Genomic DNA, 16,849 nt, shown 5'->3' with positions numbered 1-16,849 from the left:
ACATGTCGGCGCCAGACTTTTCCAGCGCCAGCTGGCGCAAGAGCACGCGCAGCAATGCGGCGAACGCTTGCGTCGAGGTGGCGTCCTCCGCGGACGGCATCGCTGGGGTGCGCGATTCCAAGGAGCGGGGCTGCGGTGCGATCCTCGCGTTCAACCGCAGGCAGTGGGCCGTGTTCGTCGCCGACCTCAAGAGCGGGGATCTCGACTTCCGCTGAGGGCCGCTCAAGACCGACCGTGACGACGGCTGAACCATGACCACGGAGACCCCCGACCGGCGTTCGGTCGGGGGTCTCCGCTGTGGGATGCGGGTATTTCGGGGCTGAGCACGCCGCTCCGCGCTACTCCACGCGTCCGAGCCGCTTTCGTCGTGATGGGCCTGGGCAAGTCCGCTCCGACGGAGATGATGAGAGAGGCCGTGCTCATCGCGGGGATCACGACGGGACGGGAGCGTGCGGCATGAGGCAGGCAGGCCGCTGGCGCACGTCGAGCTACAGCGGCAACAGCGGGAATTGCGTCGAGGTCGGTCGCGTCGGTGGCGGTGCTGCGGTCCGCGACACGAAGGACCGGGGTGCCGGGTACTTCACCGCGACCGGTGGGCAGTGGTCGGCGTTCGTCGCGGCGGTCAAGGGCGGTCGCTACGACGGCTGAGCACGGCCACGGGAGACTTCCAGCCCAACGGGTTCTCGCGCAAGGAGCTGGGCTCCGTCAAGTACCGACGATCGAAGGGGAGGGCAACGGATGCCGTTCCGCGAAGCGCCTACGGGTTGGCGGAAATCCAGCAGGTCTCAGCAAGAGACGAGCTGCGTCGAGGTCGGTCGCGTCGGTAGCGGCGCAGCGGTCCGCGATACGAAGGACCGGGCGGCTGGGTACTTCACCGCGACCGGTGCGCAGTGGTCGGCGCTCGTCGAGGCGATCAAGACCGGCCGTTACGACGGCTGAACCGCGACCACGGAACCCGTGACGCGGACAGTCGATGTGTGCCTCATCGTCCCTGCCCGAGAAGCGATCCGCGCATCGAAGTCGATCTTGGGTGTCACCGGCCACAGGATTGGGATACGGTGATCTTCAGGGAGGAGCGCGGCGCCTGACGTGCTGCTAGCGCGCGGACGGGCCGATGTGCTCCGGGCCCTGGAGGTGTCACCGATCGACACTGCGCGCAGGCCGGTTCGACGGCCGTCCGGACGGCCGTCGGCTGGGGAAGCGCGGACGAATACAGTGCGCAGGAGGAGAATTCATGAAGTCGTGGCGTTCCCGCGCCCGCGTCGGCATCATCGCCGGCATCGCAGCGGCCACCCTTCCGATGGCCGCTGCCACCGCTGTTGCCGAGCCCCCGCCCGGCGACGGCTGGCACAAGGCCGGCGCCCTCCACTACGACTCGAAGTCGGACTGCGAGGCCTCGGAGATCGACGGTGCCAAGGACTTGGGCTACAGCGAGGTGTGGTGCGACGGGCCCGGCGGGGCCGGCACCTACGGGGTCTACTACCGCTGATCCCCGACGCGTGGCACAGGTCGGCCCTCCCGGCGCGCAGTGCTGGGAGGGCCGACCTGCGCCACGCCTCGGGCTGCCGCCGCCACTACCACGCCCGGCACGCCGACGGTCCCCAGCTCACGGGCGGCAACCGCAACGCCATCACCCGGGCATTCCGGTCGGCGGTCTCCGCTGTGGGATGCGGTCGTTCCGGGGCTGAGCAAGCCGTTCCGCCCTACTCCACGTTTCGTCGCGGAGGCGGCCGGTACGACGGCTGATCACCCGCGCGGGGAGCCCCTGACCGGCGACGCCTTCAGCGCAGCCAGTCCTCCTCGGAGAAGTCGTCGTCCTCCTCGTCCTCCCAGCGCGGTGCGGGTGGCGGCGTGTGGTCTGCGACGTACTGGTCCAGGCCGGTCTTGAGCGCCGCTCCGTCGGCCTGCTCCGCCACGCTGAGCAGGTGCGCGCCGTAGGCGTCGGAGTGCAGGAGGGCCAGCGGTGACGTCCGGCCGCTGCTGAGCTCCTGGCCCATCTCCCGCAGCATCGGATCCGCGCTGCGTTCGAGCTGCCCGTAGAGGAACGAGCGCCGCGCCGTCTCGGTTTCGAGCGACGGCCCCAGGGGAGTGGCCCGCAGCTTCTCCAGGACCTCGTCCGGGTCGACCTTCGGTGGGTCGTCCATCTCCGCCTCTCAATCCTGCCCGACGTGCTCGGTGTTGACCAGGTCCGGCATGTCCGGGACCTCGGTGTCCGCGCCACCGCCGAGCCGCAGGTTCGCCGGGGTCACCACACCCATCCCGCCGAGCGTGGGGCCGAACGCGTCGACGGCGGTCTTCAGATTGCCGACGGCCGAGATCGCGGTCGCAAACGCCTTGCCGAACAGCACGGCCTCGGCGACCGCCGCGGCACCGAGGACCGCACCGGCCGGGGCCCCGACGATGGTGGCGGTGGTTCCGGCCGCATAACCGGCGGCGAGGGACGTCAGGACCGCGTGCTCGACGGCCTGGATCGCCGGGGGCCCCACCGCCTGCGCCAGGTCGTAGCAGTGCTTCGAACCGTCCTTGTACTCCTTGGAGATGTCGCTCAGATCAGCGGCGACATCGGTGCAGTAGTGGCTGAGCCGGACCATCCACGCCTTCGCCCCGTCGGCCGCCGCGCCCGTCCAGATGCTGTCCAGCTCGGCGACGCCTTCGGCGATCTTGGCCGAGTACTCCTCGTACTGCTTGCTGAGGATGTCGTACACCTCGGCGCACTGGCGCAGTCCGACCCAGTTGCCGAACACCGGTTTCAGCAGGTATTCGTACAGGTCGACGGGATCGCTGAGCACACCCGCTTCCACCGCGATCTGGGAGGCCTCGTACACGATCTTGCGGCTGTAGTCGGTGGCCGACAGGCTGAAGGACCACTTCGGTTCGTTGGTGAACTCGCCGTCGAAGTCGCCGAAGTTCGTCGTGAAGTCCTTCGCCCTGGTCACGAGCATGAAGGTCGGGCCGGCTCCCGCGCCGGGCACGGCCTCGGGTGCGGTACCGACGTCGGCGTCCTGCCACGCCTGGTCGATCTCCTTCGACGCCTCGTCGTCGGTGCTCCGGTACAGCTTGTCCGCGGCGCGGAATTCCTCCGCCGCGACCCGCAGCACGCTCTCGCTGAACCCCTTCTGGTGGTCCGTCACGGTTTCGGTGACGTCGTTGTGCCCGCCCAGGACCAAGTTGAGCAGCCCGGGGCCGAAGGTCATGTCGGTCGTGTCCGAAAGCCAGGTGCGGGCGTCCATGACGTCGTCGGCGAGCTGGTCGAAGAAATCAGCGACCTGCTGCAATCCCTTGTACTCGTAGCTGAACGACACGAAGCCCCCTCGACGTGCTGGTGCAGGGGTACTTTGTCGCAGATCGTCCGGATCGGGTGCAACGGGTTCGCTCGAATCGGCTGCCCCCGGGGTCTTCTCGCCGACCCGAGCCGGCGAGAAGACGACACCGGCGGATCACCAGAAGTGGCCGTGCCAGTCCAGCAGCCAGCCCTGGCCGCCGAGGGTGTCGGCGCTGAACTCGCCCACCTCGGTCAGCTCGGGCGCGGTGTAGGTCGTCGGTTCCACGATGGTTCCCCTCGTCCGTCGTGCCGCCGCTGGTCGGCGGCCGTGCCGCTAGTGCAGCTCAGCGCGGACACCGTGCTCAACCGCGCTGACCGCGCATCACCTGACCGCACCGGTGGCGCCACCTGGAACGGGGACGCAGATCAGGGCAAGGCCGGTGCGGCGGAGATGACGAGGCAGGCCGCGAGCCAGGCCGCCGCGGCGACGGCCGCGGCGAGGATCGGGTAGATCGCGTTCTCCGGTTCGACGGCCTTCGTCCTGGCCCAACTGCTCGTGCCGAGGATGCCCGCGAGGACGAACAGCACGCCGGTCGCGCTGAACAGCAGCAGCGACGGGGTGCCCGCCGGGGCTCCGTTGCGGCTCGCGGTGATCACCATCAGCGTGACCGCGAGGGCGACCGCGCCGAGCGCGCACAGCCCGGTGGGGGACCTGGGCAGCTCGTGCGCGCTCGCGACGGCGGCGCCACCGGTCCGCGTCCGGAGGCCGCCGGAGGGGCCGCGCCGTCGCACCGGTTCCGCATCCGCCGCCGCCCTGGTCCGCAGCGCGGCCAGCAGCGAAGCACCGCCGCCGATCACCGTGCCCAGACCGGTCAGCAGGTTGGCGATATCCGCGATGGACATTCCTGCATCATGGCGCCGGAATCCACCTGGCGCGGTGGTTTTCGCCCAACCGCCGCGCAGGTTTTCCCCTCGGCGCCGAGAAAACCTCGCCGTTCACGAGTTGTTCATCCGCGCGACGGTGGAAATCCCTGCGGCGCAGGGCTTCGCGGCGTGATGATGGCCACCACGGATCCGCGCCGACTCGCGGCGGGCCGCATCCGGTAGGGGGTACCGGTGTCCATCCGCACGACCGCGATCGCACTCACCGCCGTGCTGTGCGCCGCGCTGCTGGGCGGGGCCGGGTACGTCCGGCTCTGCGTCGCGAACACCAACTGCGCGCAGGCGCAGGTGCGGGTGATCGCCGGCTCGGAGAAGACCCCGTTCTTCACCGATCCCCGGGTGCGCGACGCCCTCGCCGACCACGGCCTCGACGTGCAGGTCACCGGGAAGGGCTCGCGCGACCTGCACGACCAGCTCGAAGGCTACGACCTGGCGTTCCCGTCCAGCGCCCTGGCCGCCGAGCGGATCATCGCCGACCGGCCCGGGCTGCGGCGGGAATCGCCGTTCTTCTCCCCGATGGTCGTGGCCACCTACACCGATTTCGCCGAGGCGCTGCGGCAGGCCGGGATCGCGCGGCCCGGCGACCGCCCGGGGACGTGGGTCTTCGACGTCGCGGCGTACCTGGAGCAGGTGCGGGCCGGCCTGCGCTGGCAGGACATCCCCGGCGTCCGGGGCCAGCCCGCGAGCAACGGGAACCTGGTGCTGGTCACCACCACGAACCCGCGCTCGTCGAACTCCGCGGCCATGTACATCGCGATCACCAGCAACGTGTGGAACGGCGGGCGCATCGCCCAGCCCGAGGACATCCCCCGGCTGGCCCCGCTGATCGGGGAGAAGCTGTTCGCCGCCCAAGGAACCACCGGCCTCACCAGCGAGGAACCGTTCGACGTCTACACGGCCCCGCTGGGCAAGTCCCGCGCGCCGATGGTGCTGCTCTACGAGGCGCAGTTCATCGGCGCCCGCATCACCGACCCGGGGCGGATCACCGACGACATGGTGCTGATGTACCCGACGCCGACCGTGGTGGCCGACCACTCCTACGTCCCGCTCAGCCCGGAAGGCGAGGAGCTCGGCAGGCTGCTGCGCGACGACCCCGAACTGATCCGGCTGGCCGTCGAGCACGGTTTCCGCCCGCTGAAGACCGAAACGTTCACCGAGGTCCTCCGGGAGCAGGACGTCACCGTGCCCAGCCAGCTCGACGTGGTCCAGGCGCCCGCCTACGACACCCTGGAAGGACTCATCGATGCCATCCAGTAGCGGGTTGCGCGCCCTGGTCGCCGGGGCCTTGGCGGTGGTCCTGGTCGCGGGCTGCACCGGGGGAGAGCCGGGGGAGCCGGACCTGCGGGGCGCCCCGCACACCCTGCGGGTGCTCGGCAGCAGCGAACTCGCCGACATGCGCCCGATCCTCGACGAGGCGCGGCAGGCGACCGGGGTGTCGGTCGAACTCACCGGGATCGGCAGCGTCGAGGGCACCGAACTGCTGCGCTCCGGCCACGCCGACGGCCGTTACGACGCCACCTGGTTCGCCTCCGACCGCTACGTCTCGCTGTACCCGGAGGCGCAGGACCGGCGCGGCGACAGCACCAAGATCATGTCCTCGCCGGTGCTGCTGGGCCTGCGCGCCTCCACCGCCGCCGAGCTCGGCTGGGACCGCGCGGCACCGAGCTGGCTGGACATCGCCGAAGCGGCCGAGCAGCGCCGGTTCTCCTTCGGCATGACCAATCCCGCGAAGTCCAACTCCGGGATGTCCGCGCTGGTGGGCATCGCCACCGCCCTCGCCGACACCGGATCGGCGCTCGACGTGGACCAAGCGCGCCGCGCGCTGCCGGAGCTGCGCGGGTTCTTCGCGGGGCAGACGCTGACCTCCGGCTCCTCCGGCTGGCTGTCGCAGAGCTACCAGCGGCGCGGCTCCGCGGCCGGTGAACCCGTCGACGGGCTGGTGAACTACGAGTCGGTCCTGCTGTCGATGAACGCCTCCGGGGACCTGGACGAGCCGCTGGTGCCGATCCACCCGCGCGACGGGGTCGCCACCGCCGACTACCCGCTGACCCTGCTGCGCTCCGCCTCCGACGAGGCGCGCTCGGCCTACCAGCGGCTCACCGACTACCTGCGGTTGCCCCGGGTGCAGCAGCGGATCATGGAGCTCACCCACCGCCGACCGATCACCGCGCAGGTGGAGCTGACCCCGGAGCTGCGCGATCACCCGATGTTCGAGCTGCCCTTCCCCGCCCGGCCCGCCGTCGTCGACGAACTGCTCCTCGCCTACTTCGACCAGCTCCGCAGACCGACCCGCACCCTCTACGTGCTCGACACCTCCGGGTCCATGCGGGGCGACCGGCTCACCGCGCTCAAGGACGCCCTCGGCTCGCTCACCGGCGCCGGGGAGACCTCGCGGTTCGACCGGTTCCACAACCGGGAGCAGGTCACCTTGCTGCCGTTCAACAGCACCGCGGGCCCGGCCGCGACGTTCGACATCCCGGAACGCGACCCCGGGCCGGTGCTCGCCGACATCCGCGCGCACGGCGAACGCCTGGGCGCGGCCGGGGAGACCGCCCTCTACGACGCGCTGCTGGCGGCGTTCGCGCTCGCCGCCGAGCAGGGCGCCGCCGACCCCGACCGGTTCACCTCGATCGTGCTGATGACCGACGGGGAGAACAACCGGGGCCGCACCCTCGCGGAGTTCACCGCCGCCCCGCGGCCCCCCGTGCCGGTCTTCCCGATCCTGTTCGGGGAGGGCGCTGTCGAGGAGATGCGCGCGGTCGCCGACGCCACCGGCGGCAAGGTCTTCGACGCCCGGACCCAGTCCTTGACCCGGGTGTTCGCCGAAGTCCGCGGCTACCAGTAGGGCCGGGCCGGCTCCGGGGGAAGACCCCGACGCGGCGAAAGCGATCACCCGTTGGGCGGGCGGAGCCGATCTCACCGAACGCATCGTGATCGACGTGCCTACCGTCCGTGGTCATGGTCCTTTCCAGATCGCAGGTGCTCGGCGCCGGAGCGGCGGGCGCGGCGCTCGTCGCCGCGGTGCTCACCGCCCCGTGGAACGCGGTGGCCCAGCAGGGCACCGTGGCGGAGAGCTCGCTGCTCCAGGTCACCATCCCCGGCATCCCGGGCCTCGACGTGCCGTCGTACGGCGGGACGCTCGGCGACGTCTCCTCCGGACCCGGCACCAACGTCGTGACCTGGGACCAGAGCGACCCCGACGGCGTGCTCGACTACGTCAGCGGCTGGTACGGCACCCCGGCGCCACCGGGGACCAGCACGGTCCTGGTCAACGACGACGTGGGCTCGCGCGAGGCCGAAGCGGCGGGCAACGGCTTCGGCGTCGGACTGGTCCCCGGAGCGCCCAACCTGATCAGCTTCGGCTCGGTGCACACCTACGCCCGGTGCACCCAAGCGCCGCTGGCCCCCTCGGCGGAGGCCTACGCGCGGACCGACGAGAACGCGATCTACCTCTTCGACGACGTCACCCGGCCGCTCACCGAAGGCGACAACCAGGTCTCGGTCACCGGCGACCAGCTCGGCATCCCCGGCGTCGCCACCGGCGACCTGACCATCAACGTCCAGCACGTCGAGGAGACCTGGGACTACGGGGCGCGCGCCGCGATCGTCATCGAGATCAGCGGCGTGCTCCGCGACGAGAACGGCGACGTCCTCCACGAGGGCCCGCTCATGTCGCTCACCGCGGGCGAAGTCCAGGTCGACTGCACCGACGAGGACCCCCCACCCACCCCGACACCGGAGCCACCACCCACCACAACGACGGAGCCGACGGACCCGCCGACCACGACGCCGACGGATCCGACGGAGCCGACGGACCCGCCGACCACGACGCCGACGGATCCGACGGAGCCGACGGACCCACCGACCACGACGCCGACGGATCCGACGGAGCCGACGGACCCACCGACCACGACGCCGACGGATCCGACGGAGCCGCCGACCACCGGCACCGAACCGCCGAGCACGTCGGAGCCACCGGGCGGGCTGCCGGGTGACGACGATCCGACGCGACCGGGCGATCCCGACCAGCTCGCGCAGACCGGCACCTCCGTCGCCCCGCTGCTCGGCCTGGCCGCGGCGCTGCTCCTGCTCGGTCCGCTGGTGCTGCTCGCCGTCCGCCGCCGGTCCTGAGCGCGAACGAACGCGCGGGCGCGGACGGCCCCGGTCGTCCGGTTCGCGTACTGAGTGAGGGGCCGCACTCGACTGGGTGGGTCCAATCCAGGTGAGGGGCACCCTGTACCGCGTTACGTGGTACAGGGTGCCCCTCACTCACGACTCGAACGGGTGAGTCGCTCGCCGGTGGTCGCTCAGGCGGGCTGCCAGAGGACGCAGGCCGGGCGCTGCGCGGTGAGGCAGTACTCGGCGACGGCCTCGCTGACCTGGTCCAGCGGCAGCGAGGCGGTGGTCGGGTAGTGCCGGGTGCCCGCGGCGTCCTTCGGCAGGAGCGGCGCGTCGTGCGGGGCGTCGGGGTTGTGCGAGTCGACGTGGTCGTCGGCGGTGGTGAAGGTCAGCGCGCCCCATCCCGGTGTCGTCGCGATGGTCAGGTGGTGCGCCTCGGGGCCGACGCGGAGTTCCGCGTACGGGGTGGTCAGCAGCGCCCGCACCAGCTCCGCGACCTCGCTCGGGGTCCGCGCGTACCGGGTGTCGTCGCCGAGGACGCCTGTCACCACGATGCCCGTCTCGGTGGTCGTCATGATCGTGCCTTTCCGCTCAACGTCGATCTGTCGTCGGCGGCACCGCCGTCGTGGTCGCGATTGTTCAGCACCGCTGATCCGCAGGCATTCCCCTGGAACTGCGATGTTCGTCGCCGCGTCACTCGAAGGGGTTGGCGCGTGCCGGTTTTCGCGACGGAACCGCTGGTGGGCGGCTTGATCGCGGAGCGTGTGAAAACCGCCACGCCCGGTCGCCGCGCTACGGTGGGGAGCCGCCTTCCCGAAAGGATTTCGCATGGACCTGGACGGGCTCGCGCACCGCCTCCGCGACTTCGCCGCCGCCCGCGACTGGGAGCAGCACCACTCGCCGAAGAACCTGGTGATGGCGCTCGGCGGCGAGGTCGGCGAGCTCACCGCCCTGTTCCAGTGGCTGACCGAGCAGGAGTCGGCGACCGCCGCGCACGATCCCCGGCTCGGCCCGCAGGTCCGCGACGAGCTCGCCGACGTGCTGATCTACCTGGTCCGCCTCGCCGACCGGCTCGACGTCGACCTGCTCGCCGAAGCCGAGGCGAAGGTGCAGCGCAACGAGACCCGCTTCCCGGCCCCGGCGGACTAGCGGTCGAGCAGCCGCGCGAGGTCCTCGGCGGCGAGGCCGCAGGCGCCGGCGTGGTCGCGGATGATGTCGCCGGCGGCGGTCGCGGTGTCCGAGCGGGTCCAGTCCCGCTGGAGCTCCAGCAGGTATTGCAGCCAGGTCATCGGCTGCACGCCCGCCTGGACCATGCGCTGCACCGCGCGGTCGTGGGTCTCGGGGTTGGCGCCGCCGCTGGCGTCGGTGATCGCGTAGGCGTCGTAGCCGGATTCGACCGCGCAGAGGGCGGGCATCAGGACGCCGACCTCGGTCCAGACCCCGGCGGCGACGACCTTGGGCTTGCCGCTGCGTTCGATGCGCCTGCGGACGGGGTCGTCCTGCCACGGGTTCAGGGCGGTGCGCTCGATCCACCGCTCGGTGTCCGGGAACGCCTCGCGGAGGCCCCGGACCAGCTCGCCGCCGGAGCCCAGCGGCAGCGCGCTGGTGATGATCGCCGGGATGCCGAACAGCGCGGCGGTCCGGGCCAGGCCGGTGGTCGCCTCGGCGAGGCGCTCCACCGGTTGCGAGCCCACCGCGGCGCCCATCGTGCTCTGGTGGTCGACGAGCAGCAGCACGTGGTCGTGCGGGGTGAGCAGGCGACGGCTCGGCTCCGCCTCCCCGATGCCGGTCGGTTCCATCGGCACGTCCCTTCTCGCGGTGGGTTCACGGTGGCCCAGTGCCGAGCGGAGCGCACGTCGCCGACATGCCGGGGGCGGCGCGCCGTCTCGTCTCACTCGATCGGGTGGCTACCGGCGGGTGAACTCCGCGTCCGGCGCCGGGAGAGGGCGCGTCCGCACCGTGCGTGATGATCACCGGGGACGTCACATCCCCCGCGGAGCCGGTTCACCGAGAATCGCGGGCGGGAGCGACGGACGGTGCGCCCGACCCATTCCAGCCGGTATTCCACTACCCGGTCGGGTTATGCTCGGAATTGCCGCAAAACCGCCCGGCCAAACCGCGCGGACCGGCGCCGGCGCTGTTACCTTCACACCGAAGTCGGAGCTAGTTCGACAATTCTTCCCCGGCCCCGTTGACGCTCCCGGCCGACCCGCGACGAGTCGCGGCGGCGTGGAGGAGGAAAGCGCAATGGCATTTCCGGAAAAACCCGCGAGCCGTGGTTTCGCGGTTCTGTCCCTGCTCGGTGCGCTGTGCTCGGTCACCGCCCCGCAGGCCGTCGCGGATGTGCACTCCGCCCATGCCGGGAGCGCCCCGGGCGTCCCCTCCTCGGACTCCCGGCGGTCCGCGCCACCTGCTGCTTCGGCGTTGACCGTGCATCCGGTGACGACCGGCGTGATCACCAGCGGGTTCGGTCCGCGCGGCGGCACGATGCACAAGGGCGTGGACATCGCGAACGCGATCGGCACGCCGATCCACGCCGCCGCCGACGGCACCGTCGTGGCCGCCGGGCCGGCCCGCGGATTCGGCCGGTGGATCAGAATTGCGCACGGGTCGGAGACCGTTTCCGTCTACGGCCACATCAATGCCGCATTCGTGTCCGCCGGACAACGGGTCGCGGGGGGCCAGCTCATCGCGAGCATGGGAAACCGCGGCCAGTCCACCGGACCCCACCTGCACTTCCAGCTCGAAGTGCGCGGGCAGGCCGTCGACCCCGCCCGGTTCTACCGCGATGCGGGGGCGTCGTTGCGGTGGTGAACCCGGCGCGGACCCCCGCGTCGGCCCGCCGACCCCAACCGCCACCCGGTTGTGACGCCACGCACGGCCGCTGCCACAGTGTCAACCCCCGGATGTGGGTGGTGGCCGGAGGCGCTGCGGTGGGCACCGGCGGGTGCCAGGGCCCAGCGCAGCGACGATCACGCGGTGCGCACGGTGTGGGCCGTTCGGCCCTCCGACCTTCACCCCGCTGGCCGATTGTCTTCGTGCTCCGGGAGCTACTTCGATTCGCGAAGACGCCGGAAGGATCGATGTGATGGAGCGAGTGGACGCGGCGGGGATCGTCGGTGGTGGGGTGCTCACCGAAGGTGCGCGACCGCAGGACTGGGAGCGCCGGATCGCGGAGCGGTCCGAACTGCTCTACCGGGGGCGGCTGCTGCGGCGCCTGCTCCTGCTGTGGGCGGGGCCCGGTACCGCCGTGCTCGGCGCGCTGGGGATCGGGGCCGAGGTGTTATGGCGATCGCCGTGGATCACGGGTGCCGTTGCGGTGATCGCGGTGGGGTCGCTCGCCGTGTCGGCGCGACTGCTGTACGGGCAGCACTTTAAGGTCCGCGCGGTGGAGACGGAACTGCGCGCGCTGGAAAGCGCCCATCGGGAACACCTGCTGGAAGAACTCGGGTACGGCGACCTGCTCGCGGCGCACAAGCGCTACCGCGCCCAGTTGCCCGCCCTCATCGAGCGCTACCGGGGCGAGGCCCGGCGCAACCGGTGGAAGGACAACGCGCTGCAAGGCGTGGTGATCGGCGGCTCGATCGTCGGCGCGACGGTGTCGGCGACCGCGGTGTCGTTCGCCGCGAGCCGCTGGTACGCGGTGGCGCTGTGCCTGCTCGTCGCGGTCGCCGCCGCGTTCGCCGGGTACGCCCACTACCGGGACCGCTGCCACTCGTGGCAGCAGACCGCCGACTGGCTGGAGCGGGAGTACGAGTCGGTGGAGCTCCGCGTCGGCCGCTACCGCAAGTTCGAGGACGAGCGCGAGGCCTACGCCGAGTTCGCCGACGCGATCGAGGCGCTGCGGTCGGAGCGGTCCCGCACCGCGCGGGGCGCGGACGCGCTCGGGCAGTAGCCGCGGTTCGCGTCGTCGCCACTGGGAAGAGGGAAAGGTGAACTCGATATCGACCACGCGGAGTTCACTTTTCCCCCGGGTGTGATCGCTGAATCGTGGTTGCCCTTTCTTCCGTAATCTCCGCCGGGCACGGCAATCCGGCCTGTGCAGAGAGGAGCAAGACGATGAAGCGCACCTTCACCGCGGCCTGCGCCGTGCTGGCGAGCGGCGCCGGCGTGGTCGGCATGGCCGGTGCCGCGCACGCGGCCCCCGCGCCCGAGCAGCCCGCCGTCCCGCTGGACGGCCGCACCTCCGACGTGCTGCACAAGGTCCCGAAGGCCGTCGGCGAGGTCGTGGCGCTGGCCGAGGAGGTCGGCACGACCGGTTCGCTGAAGCCGGTGACCGACGCGGTGTCCCACGCCACCACCGGGCACACCCTGGGCACCTACGAAGTCGACCTGAGCAAGCCGCTGCCGGTCGGCCGGGTGGTCCCGATGGACCAGGCGCCCGCGGTGCTCACCCCCGTCACCAGCGTGGTCGGCGGCGCCGCCGAGCAGGTCACCGGCACCGCCCAGCAGCTCACCGGAGCGGCCCAGGGCCGTGCCGAGCAGGGCGTTCTCCCGCCGCTCGGCGTGCCGATCGTCGACCAGCTGCTGCACAACGCCATCAACCAGTCGGAGAACGGCCGCGACGGTGGCGGGAGCGCGCTGAACCCGGTCACCGACCTGCTCACCCACGGCCCGCTCGGCGGGGACATGCAGCTCGGCCGGTGATCGCGCCGACCGCACCGGACGCACCCGATGGCCTCCGCTCGACCCGGCGGGGGCCATCAGGTGCGTCCGGTGCGGTCGCGCGCTCGGGGTGGCGGCCGGGTGGGGCATCGGGCCCACTGAGCACTGGACCCACTGAGCACTGGATCCACTAGAGCACTGGGCCGTCCGGGTGTTCCTCGGCCCCCGCGCGTCAGGGCCGCACGGGTGTGCGGTCCCCCGCGGGGGAGGACGAGATGATCTGGTGCGTTCTGACGATCGCGGTGCTCGCCGCGCTCGGCGCCGCTCCGGCGCTGCGCAGGCGGGTGCTGCGCGAGCGCGCGGTGGCGCGGGTCCGGGCGGAGCTCGCCCGCCGACCGCCGCGCGCGGGCAACCGAACGGAGGTGCTGTGGCCGACGCTGAACCGCTGTCCGTCGCGGGAGCGGTCGCCGACGCGCTGAGCAGGCTCGGCCGGGCGACCGGCAGGCTGGGGGCCGCCGCGGACCGGGTGACCTACCTGCTGCTGGCGATCCTGGAGCGGGAGGGACCGCTGCGCACCGGTGCGCTCGCCGAGGCCACCCACGCCGACCCGTCCACGATCAGCAGGCAGGTCGCGCGGCTGGTGGACGACGGCCTGGTGCGGCGCACCGCCGACCCGGCCGACGCGCGGGCGACGCTGCTGGGCATCACCGAGGCGGGCCAGGAGCACCTGGACGCCTCCCGCAGCCGCCGGAACCGGGCGCTGGCGATGCTGCTCGCCGAGTGGGACCCGGCCGACCGGGAGGCGCTGCGCGACCTGCTCGGCCGGTTCGTCGAGGACTTCGAGCGGCGGCTGCCCGAGGTGCGCGCGCAGCTCGACGCCGACTGATCCCGGACCGAGTTGTCCACAGGTTCCGAGGTTGTCCACAGCCCTGTGGACAACTCCACCGGGAATGACGAGGGCCCCCACCGCGCGCAGCGGGGAGGCCCGTGGGGTGCGAGCGGTCAGTGGCCCTGGGCCCGGTGCCGCTCGTAGGAGCGCTTGATCTCGCTCTCGGCCTCGTCCCGGCCGACCCACGTCGCGCCCTCCACGCTCTTGCCGGGCTCCAGGTCCTTGTAGACCTCGAAGAAGTGCTGGATCTCCAGCTTGTAGAACTCGGAGAGGTGGTGGACGTCGCGCAGGTGCTCCTGGCGCGGGTCGTCGGAGGGCACGCAGATGACCTTGTCGTCGCCGCCCTTCTCGTCGCGCATCCGGAACATGCCGATGGCGCGCGACTTGATCAGGCAACCCGGGAAGGTCGGCTCCTGGACCAGCACCAGCGCGTCCAACGGGTCGCCGTCCTCGCCGAGGGTCTCCTCGATGAACCCGTAGTCGGCCGGGTACTGGGTGGCGGTGAACAGCGTGCGGTCGAGACGGATGCGTCCCGTCTCGTGGTCCACCTCGTACTTGTTCCGGTTCCCCTTGGGGATCTCGATCGTGACGTCGAAGTCCACGCGGTTCCTCACTCGTCTTGCGTCGGGTGCGGTCGCGCGCTCGCGCCCGCGACCACGTTCTAGTGTGGACCACGACCGCTGCCCGGGCCCCACCGCAGTGCGTGAGCTCGCATCTGGCAATCTGGGAGCTCGTCGAGGAGGAGCACGTGCCCGATCCCCAGAAGCCCGGGGGCGAGGTGCCCGAAACCGACGTCAGGGCGTCATCGCCGGAGGACCCGGTGAGCGAGGCGAAACCGGGTGGTCAGCAGCCGGAATGGCCCGCCGACGACCACGCCGTCAGCACCGCACCGGAGTCAGCCCCCGTGACCGAGGACACCACCACCCCCGACGGGGACGGCGGGACCGCGCGCCCACCGAAGTGGGGACCGGTCGCGGGCAACCTCGACGCCACGACCCCCACCGCCCAGCCGTCGAGCTCCGACCAGGCCGAACTCGGGGAGGCGTCGAGCGCCGAGCCCGGCGCGGCGGCCGACCCCGCCCCGTCCGACCAGGCCGAAGACCGGGCGACCGACCGCGCCGAGGACTCCGCGGCCGACGCACCGGCCGAGCGGACCGCCGCCACCGACGAGCCCGAGCGATCCGAGCCGACGGCAGCGGACCAGCCGACCGAACCCGCGGACGAGGACCGACCGGCCGAGCGGACCGACGCCGCCGAGCAGCCCGAAGCGGCCGACCGGACCGAGGGGATCGCGCAGGCCGAGGAGCCTGCGCAGGCCGACGACGCAGCGAAGGCCGAGGAGCCTCCGCAAGCGGAGGGCGCGCCGGAAGCCGAACAGCGGGTGCAGGCCGAGGACGCGGCGGAAGCCGAGGAAGCCGAACCGGCTCCGCGGACCGGTGCGGTCGCTGAGGCCGAGCAGGACAGCGCGGTCGCGCACGCCGAAGAGACCGGGTCGGCACGAGCCGCCGACGCGGCGGAACCGGCCGAGCAGGCCGAAGCGGAACCGGCCGAGCGGACGGAAGCGGAACCGGCCGAGCAGGCTGAACCGGCCGAACAGGCCGAAGCGGCTGGGCAGGCTGAACCGGCTGAGCGGGCCGAAGCGGCTGAGCAGGCCGAATCGGCCGAGCGGGCCGAAACGGCCGAGCAGGCCGAAGCGGCTGGGCAGGCCGAGCAGGCCGAGCAGGCTGAGCGGGCCGAGTCGGCTGAGCAGGCCGAACAGGCCGAAGCGGCTGGGCAGGCCGAGCCGGCCGAGCAGGCCGAGCGGGCGGAACCGGCTGAGCAGGCCGAATCGGCCGAGCGAGCTGAATCGGCTGAGCGGGCCGAATCGGTGGCTCAGGACGAGCACGCCGACTCGGCACCAGCCGTCGACTCGGCGGAACCGGCCGAGCGATCCGGAGTCGAGCAGGCCGAATCGGCTGAGCAGGCCGAACCGGCGGCCCAGAATGAGCGGGCCGAGTCGGACGCCGGTGGTGCGGAGGACCACGCCGAGGACGCCGTACCGGCGGAGGACGCCGAGACGGCGGACCGGGAGACCGGGTCCGAGCCGTCCGGTGAGCCCGAGTCGACCGGGGTGGCTGCTCCGGCCGAGGCGGAACCGGCCGAGCCCCAGGTCGCGCAGGACGACTCGGCGCCGGAGGCGGCGCTGTCGGCCGAGGCGGCCCCGGCCGCACAGGCTGCGGCCCCGGCCGAGCCGAGCAGCGACGAGCAGGCCACCGAGCGTCCCGCCGAGGTCGCCCAGCAGCCGGAGGAGCTCGCCGAGCGCCCGGCCGAGGTCGCCCCGCAGCCGGAGACACCCGAGGAGCGTCCGGCCGAGGTCGACGAACAGCCGGAGGCGCCCGCCGAGCGCTCCCCCGCGGCCGGACCGACCGGCGCGGCAGCGGACGTCACCGAGCAGCCCCGGGAGCCCGAGAGCTCGTCGGCGGAGCGGGAGGAGCCGCCGACCCCGCCGCACGGCCTGCCCCTGCCGCCGTGGCCCACGGGGCCTGGCGCGGAGTGGCCGCCCGCGACCTCGCCGCCCGCGACCCCGCCGCCGTCGGGGCCGCCGCCGGAGAGCCCGGCCGAGCGGACCCAGCAGTTCCGCCCGGTGGAGTCGACGCAGTTCATCCAGCGGGTCGAGGAGCCGCCGCGCGTCGAGCGGACCCAGGGGATCGCGCCGGTCGAACAGACCCAGCAGATCCCGCGCGTCGAGCCCGCCGAGCAGCGCCCGGCGCCCGACCCCGGCCCGCCGACCACGCGCATCCCGGTGGTGCCGCCGTCCGACGTCGAGCGCACGCAGCAGTTCGCCCGCCCGGACTTCGGCGCCGAACCACCGCGCACCGCGCGCCCGGAGGACTTCGCCGGGGTGGGCGTGCCCAGCACGAACCAGCCCAGCACGAACCAGCCCAGCGCCAACCAGCCCAGCGCAGCCCCGCCCACCAGCGCGCCGCCCCCGGCCGCGCCGCAGCGCCGACCGGAACCGCGGCCCGCGCCGCCGCAGCCCGCGCCGGAACCGC

The 16,849-nt window shown here is 72.6% G+C and carries 20 protein-coding genes; 13 read left to right on the top strand and 7 right to left on the bottom strand.

Features of this window, described 5'->3' with window-relative positions; genetic code table 11:
• Nucleotides 1-2 precede the first annotated feature (2 nt).
• From ABD976_RS06930 to ABD976_RS06915, 4 genes are all read left to right on the top strand, one after another.
• On the top strand, nucleotides 3-215 hold the full coding sequence (locus tag ABD976_RS06930) for a DUF397 domain-containing protein (protein ID WP_345359028.1): 213 nt from the start codon (nucleotides 3-5) through the stop codon (nucleotides 213-215).
• A gap of 241 nt (nucleotides 216-456) precedes the next feature.
• Nucleotides 457-648: a DUF397 domain-containing protein gene (locus ABD976_RS06925; RefSeq protein ID WP_345359025.1), complete on the top strand. Its 192-nt coding sequence runs from the start codon at nucleotides 457-459 to the stop codon at nucleotides 646-648.
• A 90-nt stretch (nucleotides 649-738) separates the two neighbouring features.
• On the top strand, nucleotides 739-939 hold the full coding sequence (locus ABD976_RS06920) for a DUF397 domain-containing protein (protein ID WP_345359022.1): 201 nt from the start codon (nucleotides 739-741) through the stop codon (nucleotides 937-939).
• A gap of 295 nt (nucleotides 940-1,234) precedes the next feature.
• The gene (locus ABD976_RS06915) at nucleotides 1,235-1,489 is read left to right on the top strand and encodes a hypothetical protein (RefSeq protein ID WP_345359019.1); all 255 of its coding nucleotides are present in this window, start codon (nucleotides 1,235-1,237) and stop codon (nucleotides 1,487-1,489) included.
• Between the two features lie 292 nt (nucleotides 1,490-1,781).
• On the opposite strand, the gene ABD976_RS06910 is transcribed toward ABD976_RS06915, so the two are convergent.
• The 4 genes from ABD976_RS06910 to ABD976_RS06895 all read right to left on the bottom strand — a co-directional run bounded on the left by ABD976_RS06910 (nucleotide 1,782) and on the right by ABD976_RS06895 (nucleotide 4,165).
• Complete coding sequence (locus ABD976_RS06910; RefSeq protein WP_345359016.1) at nucleotides 1,782-2,144, bottom strand: hypothetical protein; 363 nt, start codon at nucleotides 2,142-2,144, stop codon at nucleotides 1,782-1,784.
• Nucleotides 2,145-2,153: 9 nt separating this feature from the next.
• Entirely contained in the window at nucleotides 2,154-3,302 is a 1,149-nt protein-coding gene (locus tag ABD976_RS06905) for a hypothetical protein (RefSeq protein WP_345359013.1), read from the bottom strand.
• Between the two features lie 135 nt (nucleotides 3,303-3,437).
• Nucleotides 3,438-3,548, bottom strand: coding sequence for a lasso RiPP family leader peptide-containing protein (locus ABD976_RS06900; protein WP_345359010.1), 111 nt, complete (start codon nucleotides 3,546-3,548; stop codon nucleotides 3,438-3,440).
• A gap of 140 nt (nucleotides 3,549-3,688) precedes the next feature.
• A complete protein-coding gene (locus tag ABD976_RS06895; protein WP_345359007.1) occupies nucleotides 3,689-4,165 on the bottom strand; it encodes a hypothetical protein in 477 nt (158 codons plus the stop codon).
• A 213-nt stretch (nucleotides 4,166-4,378) separates the two neighbouring features.
• Between ABD976_RS06895 and ABD976_RS06890 the strand changes: the two genes are divergently transcribed.
• From ABD976_RS06890 to ABD976_RS06880, 3 genes are all read left to right on the top strand, one after another.
• On the top strand, nucleotides 4,379-5,461 hold the full coding sequence (locus ABD976_RS06890; RefSeq protein WP_345359004.1) for a hypothetical protein: 1,083 nt from the start codon (nucleotides 4,379-4,381) through the stop codon (nucleotides 5,459-5,461).
• Nucleotides 5,448-7,049 (top strand): VWA domain-containing protein, encoded by a 1,602-nt coding sequence (locus ABD976_RS06885; RefSeq protein WP_345359001.1) that lies wholly within the window; start codon nucleotides 5,448-5,450, stop codon nucleotides 7,047-7,049. The genes ABD976_RS06890 and ABD976_RS06885 overlap by 14 nt, the downstream gene beginning before the upstream one ends.
• A gap of 113 nt (nucleotides 7,050-7,162) precedes the next feature.
• Nucleotides 7,163-8,335 (top strand): LPXTG cell wall anchor domain-containing protein, encoded by a 1,173-nt coding sequence (locus ABD976_RS06880; protein WP_345358998.1) that lies wholly within the window; start codon nucleotides 7,163-7,165, stop codon nucleotides 8,333-8,335.
• A gap of 176 nt (nucleotides 8,336-8,511) precedes the next feature.
• Here ABD976_RS06880 and ABD976_RS06875 read toward each other — a convergent pair whose 3' ends face one another.
• Nucleotides 8,512-8,898 carry an Imm1 family immunity protein gene (locus ABD976_RS06875; protein WP_345358995.1) on the bottom strand — a complete coding sequence of 129 codons (387 nt, stop codon included), beginning with the start codon at nucleotides 8,896-8,898 and terminating at the stop codon, nucleotides 8,512-8,514.
• A gap of 253 nt (nucleotides 8,899-9,151) precedes the next feature.
• Here ABD976_RS06875 and ABD976_RS06870 point away from each other — a divergent pair, with 253 nt between their 5' ends.
• Nucleotides 9,152-9,472 carry a nucleotide pyrophosphohydrolase gene (locus ABD976_RS06870; RefSeq protein WP_345358992.1) on the top strand — a complete coding sequence of 107 codons (321 nt, stop codon included), beginning with the start codon at nucleotides 9,152-9,154 and terminating at the stop codon, nucleotides 9,470-9,472.
• On the opposite strand, the gene ABD976_RS06865 is transcribed toward ABD976_RS06870, so the two are convergent.
• A complete protein-coding gene (locus tag ABD976_RS06865; protein WP_345358989.1) occupies nucleotides 9,469-10,122 on the bottom strand; it encodes an isochorismatase family protein in 654 nt (217 codons plus the stop codon). The two genes, ABD976_RS06870 and ABD976_RS06865, sit on opposite strands and share 4 nt — an antisense overlap.
• A gap of 430 nt (nucleotides 10,123-10,552) precedes the next feature.
• On the opposite strand from ABD976_RS06865, the gene ABD976_RS29600 reads away from it, so the two are divergent.
• The 5 genes from ABD976_RS29600 (at nucleotide 10,553) to ABD976_RS06840 (ending at nucleotide 13,814) form a co-directional block, all read left to right on the top strand.
• Nucleotides 10,553-11,137, top strand: a complete 585-nt coding sequence (locus ABD976_RS29600; protein ID WP_369775696.1) for a M23 family metallopeptidase — start codon at nucleotides 10,553-10,555, stop codon at nucleotides 11,135-11,137.
• 274 nt (nucleotides 11,138-11,411) lie between these two features.
• Entirely contained in the window at nucleotides 11,412-12,218 is an 807-nt protein-coding gene (locus ABD976_RS06855) for a DUF4231 domain-containing protein (protein WP_345358986.1), read from the top strand.
• Nucleotides 12,219-12,382: 164 nt separating this feature from the next.
• A complete protein-coding gene (locus ABD976_RS06850) occupies nucleotides 12,383-12,970 on the top strand; it encodes a hypothetical protein (protein ID WP_345358983.1) in 588 nt (195 codons plus the stop codon).
• A gap of 233 nt (nucleotides 12,971-13,203) precedes the next feature.
• Entirely contained in the window at nucleotides 13,204-13,407 is a 204-nt protein-coding gene (locus tag ABD976_RS06845; protein ID WP_345358980.1) for a hypothetical protein, read from the top strand.
• On the top strand, nucleotides 13,356-13,814 hold the full coding sequence (locus ABD976_RS06840; RefSeq protein ID WP_345358977.1) for a MarR family winged helix-turn-helix transcriptional regulator: 459 nt from the start codon (nucleotides 13,356-13,358) through the stop codon (nucleotides 13,812-13,814). Before ABD976_RS06845 ends, ABD976_RS06840 begins: the two co-directional genes overlap by 52 nt.
• Before the next feature lie 116 nt (nucleotides 13,815-13,930).
• On the opposite strand, the gene ABD976_RS06835 is transcribed toward ABD976_RS06840, so the two are convergent.
• Nucleotides 13,931-14,419: an inorganic diphosphatase gene (locus ABD976_RS06835; RefSeq protein WP_345358973.1), complete on the bottom strand. Its 489-nt coding sequence runs from the start codon at nucleotides 14,417-14,419 to the stop codon at nucleotides 13,931-13,933.
• Nucleotides 14,420-16,849: the final 2,430 nt, after the last annotated feature.

Origin of the sequence: Saccharopolyspora cebuensis (assembly GCF_039542665.1) — a bacterium.
GTDB classification, from domain to species: domain Bacteria; phylum Actinomycetota; class Actinomycetes; order Mycobacteriales; family Pseudonocardiaceae; genus Saccharopolyspora; species Saccharopolyspora cebuensis.
This window is presented reverse-complemented; position numbering and strand designations above follow the sequence as displayed.

What these genes read in the sequence shown, in the direction of transcription:
- ABD976_RS06925 (WP_345359025.1), top strand. Translation starts at nt 457, where the DNA reads ATGAGGCAGGCAGGCCGCTGGCGCACGTCGAGCTACAGCGGCAACAGC.
- ABD976_RS06885 (WP_345359001.1), top strand. Translation starts at nt 5,448, where the DNA reads ATGCCATCCAGTAGCGGGTTGCGCGCCCTGGTCGCCGGGGCCTTGGCG.
- ABD976_RS06880 (WP_345358998.1), top strand. Translation starts at nt 7,163, where the DNA reads ATGGTCCTTTCCAGATCGCAGGTGCTCGGCGCCGGAGCGGCGGGCGCG.
- ABD976_RS06930 (WP_345359028.1), top strand. Translation starts at nt 3, where the DNA reads ATGTCGGCGCCAGACTTTTCCAGCGCCAGCTGGCGCAAGAGCACGCGC.
- ABD976_RS06895 (WP_345359007.1), bottom strand. Translation starts at nt 4,165, where the DNA reads ATGTCCATCGCGGATATCGCCAACCTGCTGACCGGTCTGGGCACGGTG.
- ABD976_RS06910 (WP_345359016.1), bottom strand. Translation starts at nt 2,144, where the DNA reads ATGGACGACCCACCGAAGGTCGACCCGGACGAGGTCCTGGAGAAGCTG.
- ABD976_RS06845 (WP_345358980.1), top strand. Translation starts at nt 13,204, where the DNA reads ATGATCTGGTGCGTTCTGACGATCGCGGTGCTCGCCGCGCTCGGCGCC.
- ABD976_RS06915 (WP_345359019.1), top strand. Translation starts at nt 1,235, where the DNA reads ATGAAGTCGTGGCGTTCCCGCGCCCGCGTCGGCATCATCGCCGGCATC.
- ABD976_RS06875 (WP_345358995.1), bottom strand. Translation starts at nt 8,898, where the DNA reads ATGACGACCACCGAGACGGGCATCGTGGTGACAGGCGTCCTCGGCGAC.
- ABD976_RS06850 (WP_345358983.1), top strand. Translation starts at nt 12,383, where the DNA reads ATGAAGCGCACCTTCACCGCGGCCTGCGCCGTGCTGGCGAGCGGCGCC.
- ABD976_RS06920 (WP_345359022.1), top strand. Translation starts at nt 739, where the DNA reads ATGCCGTTCCGCGAAGCGCCTACGGGTTGGCGGAAATCCAGCAGGTCT.
- ABD976_RS06870 (WP_345358992.1), top strand. Translation starts at nt 9,152, where the DNA reads ATGGACCTGGACGGGCTCGCGCACCGCCTCCGCGACTTCGCCGCCGCC.
- ABD976_RS06855 (WP_345358986.1), top strand. Translation starts at nt 11,412, where the DNA reads ATGGAGCGAGTGGACGCGGCGGGGATCGTCGGTGGTGGGGTGCTCACC.
- ABD976_RS06865 (WP_345358989.1), bottom strand. Translation starts at nt 10,122, where the DNA reads ATGGAACCGACCGGCATCGGGGAGGCGGAGCCGAGCCGTCGCCTGCTC.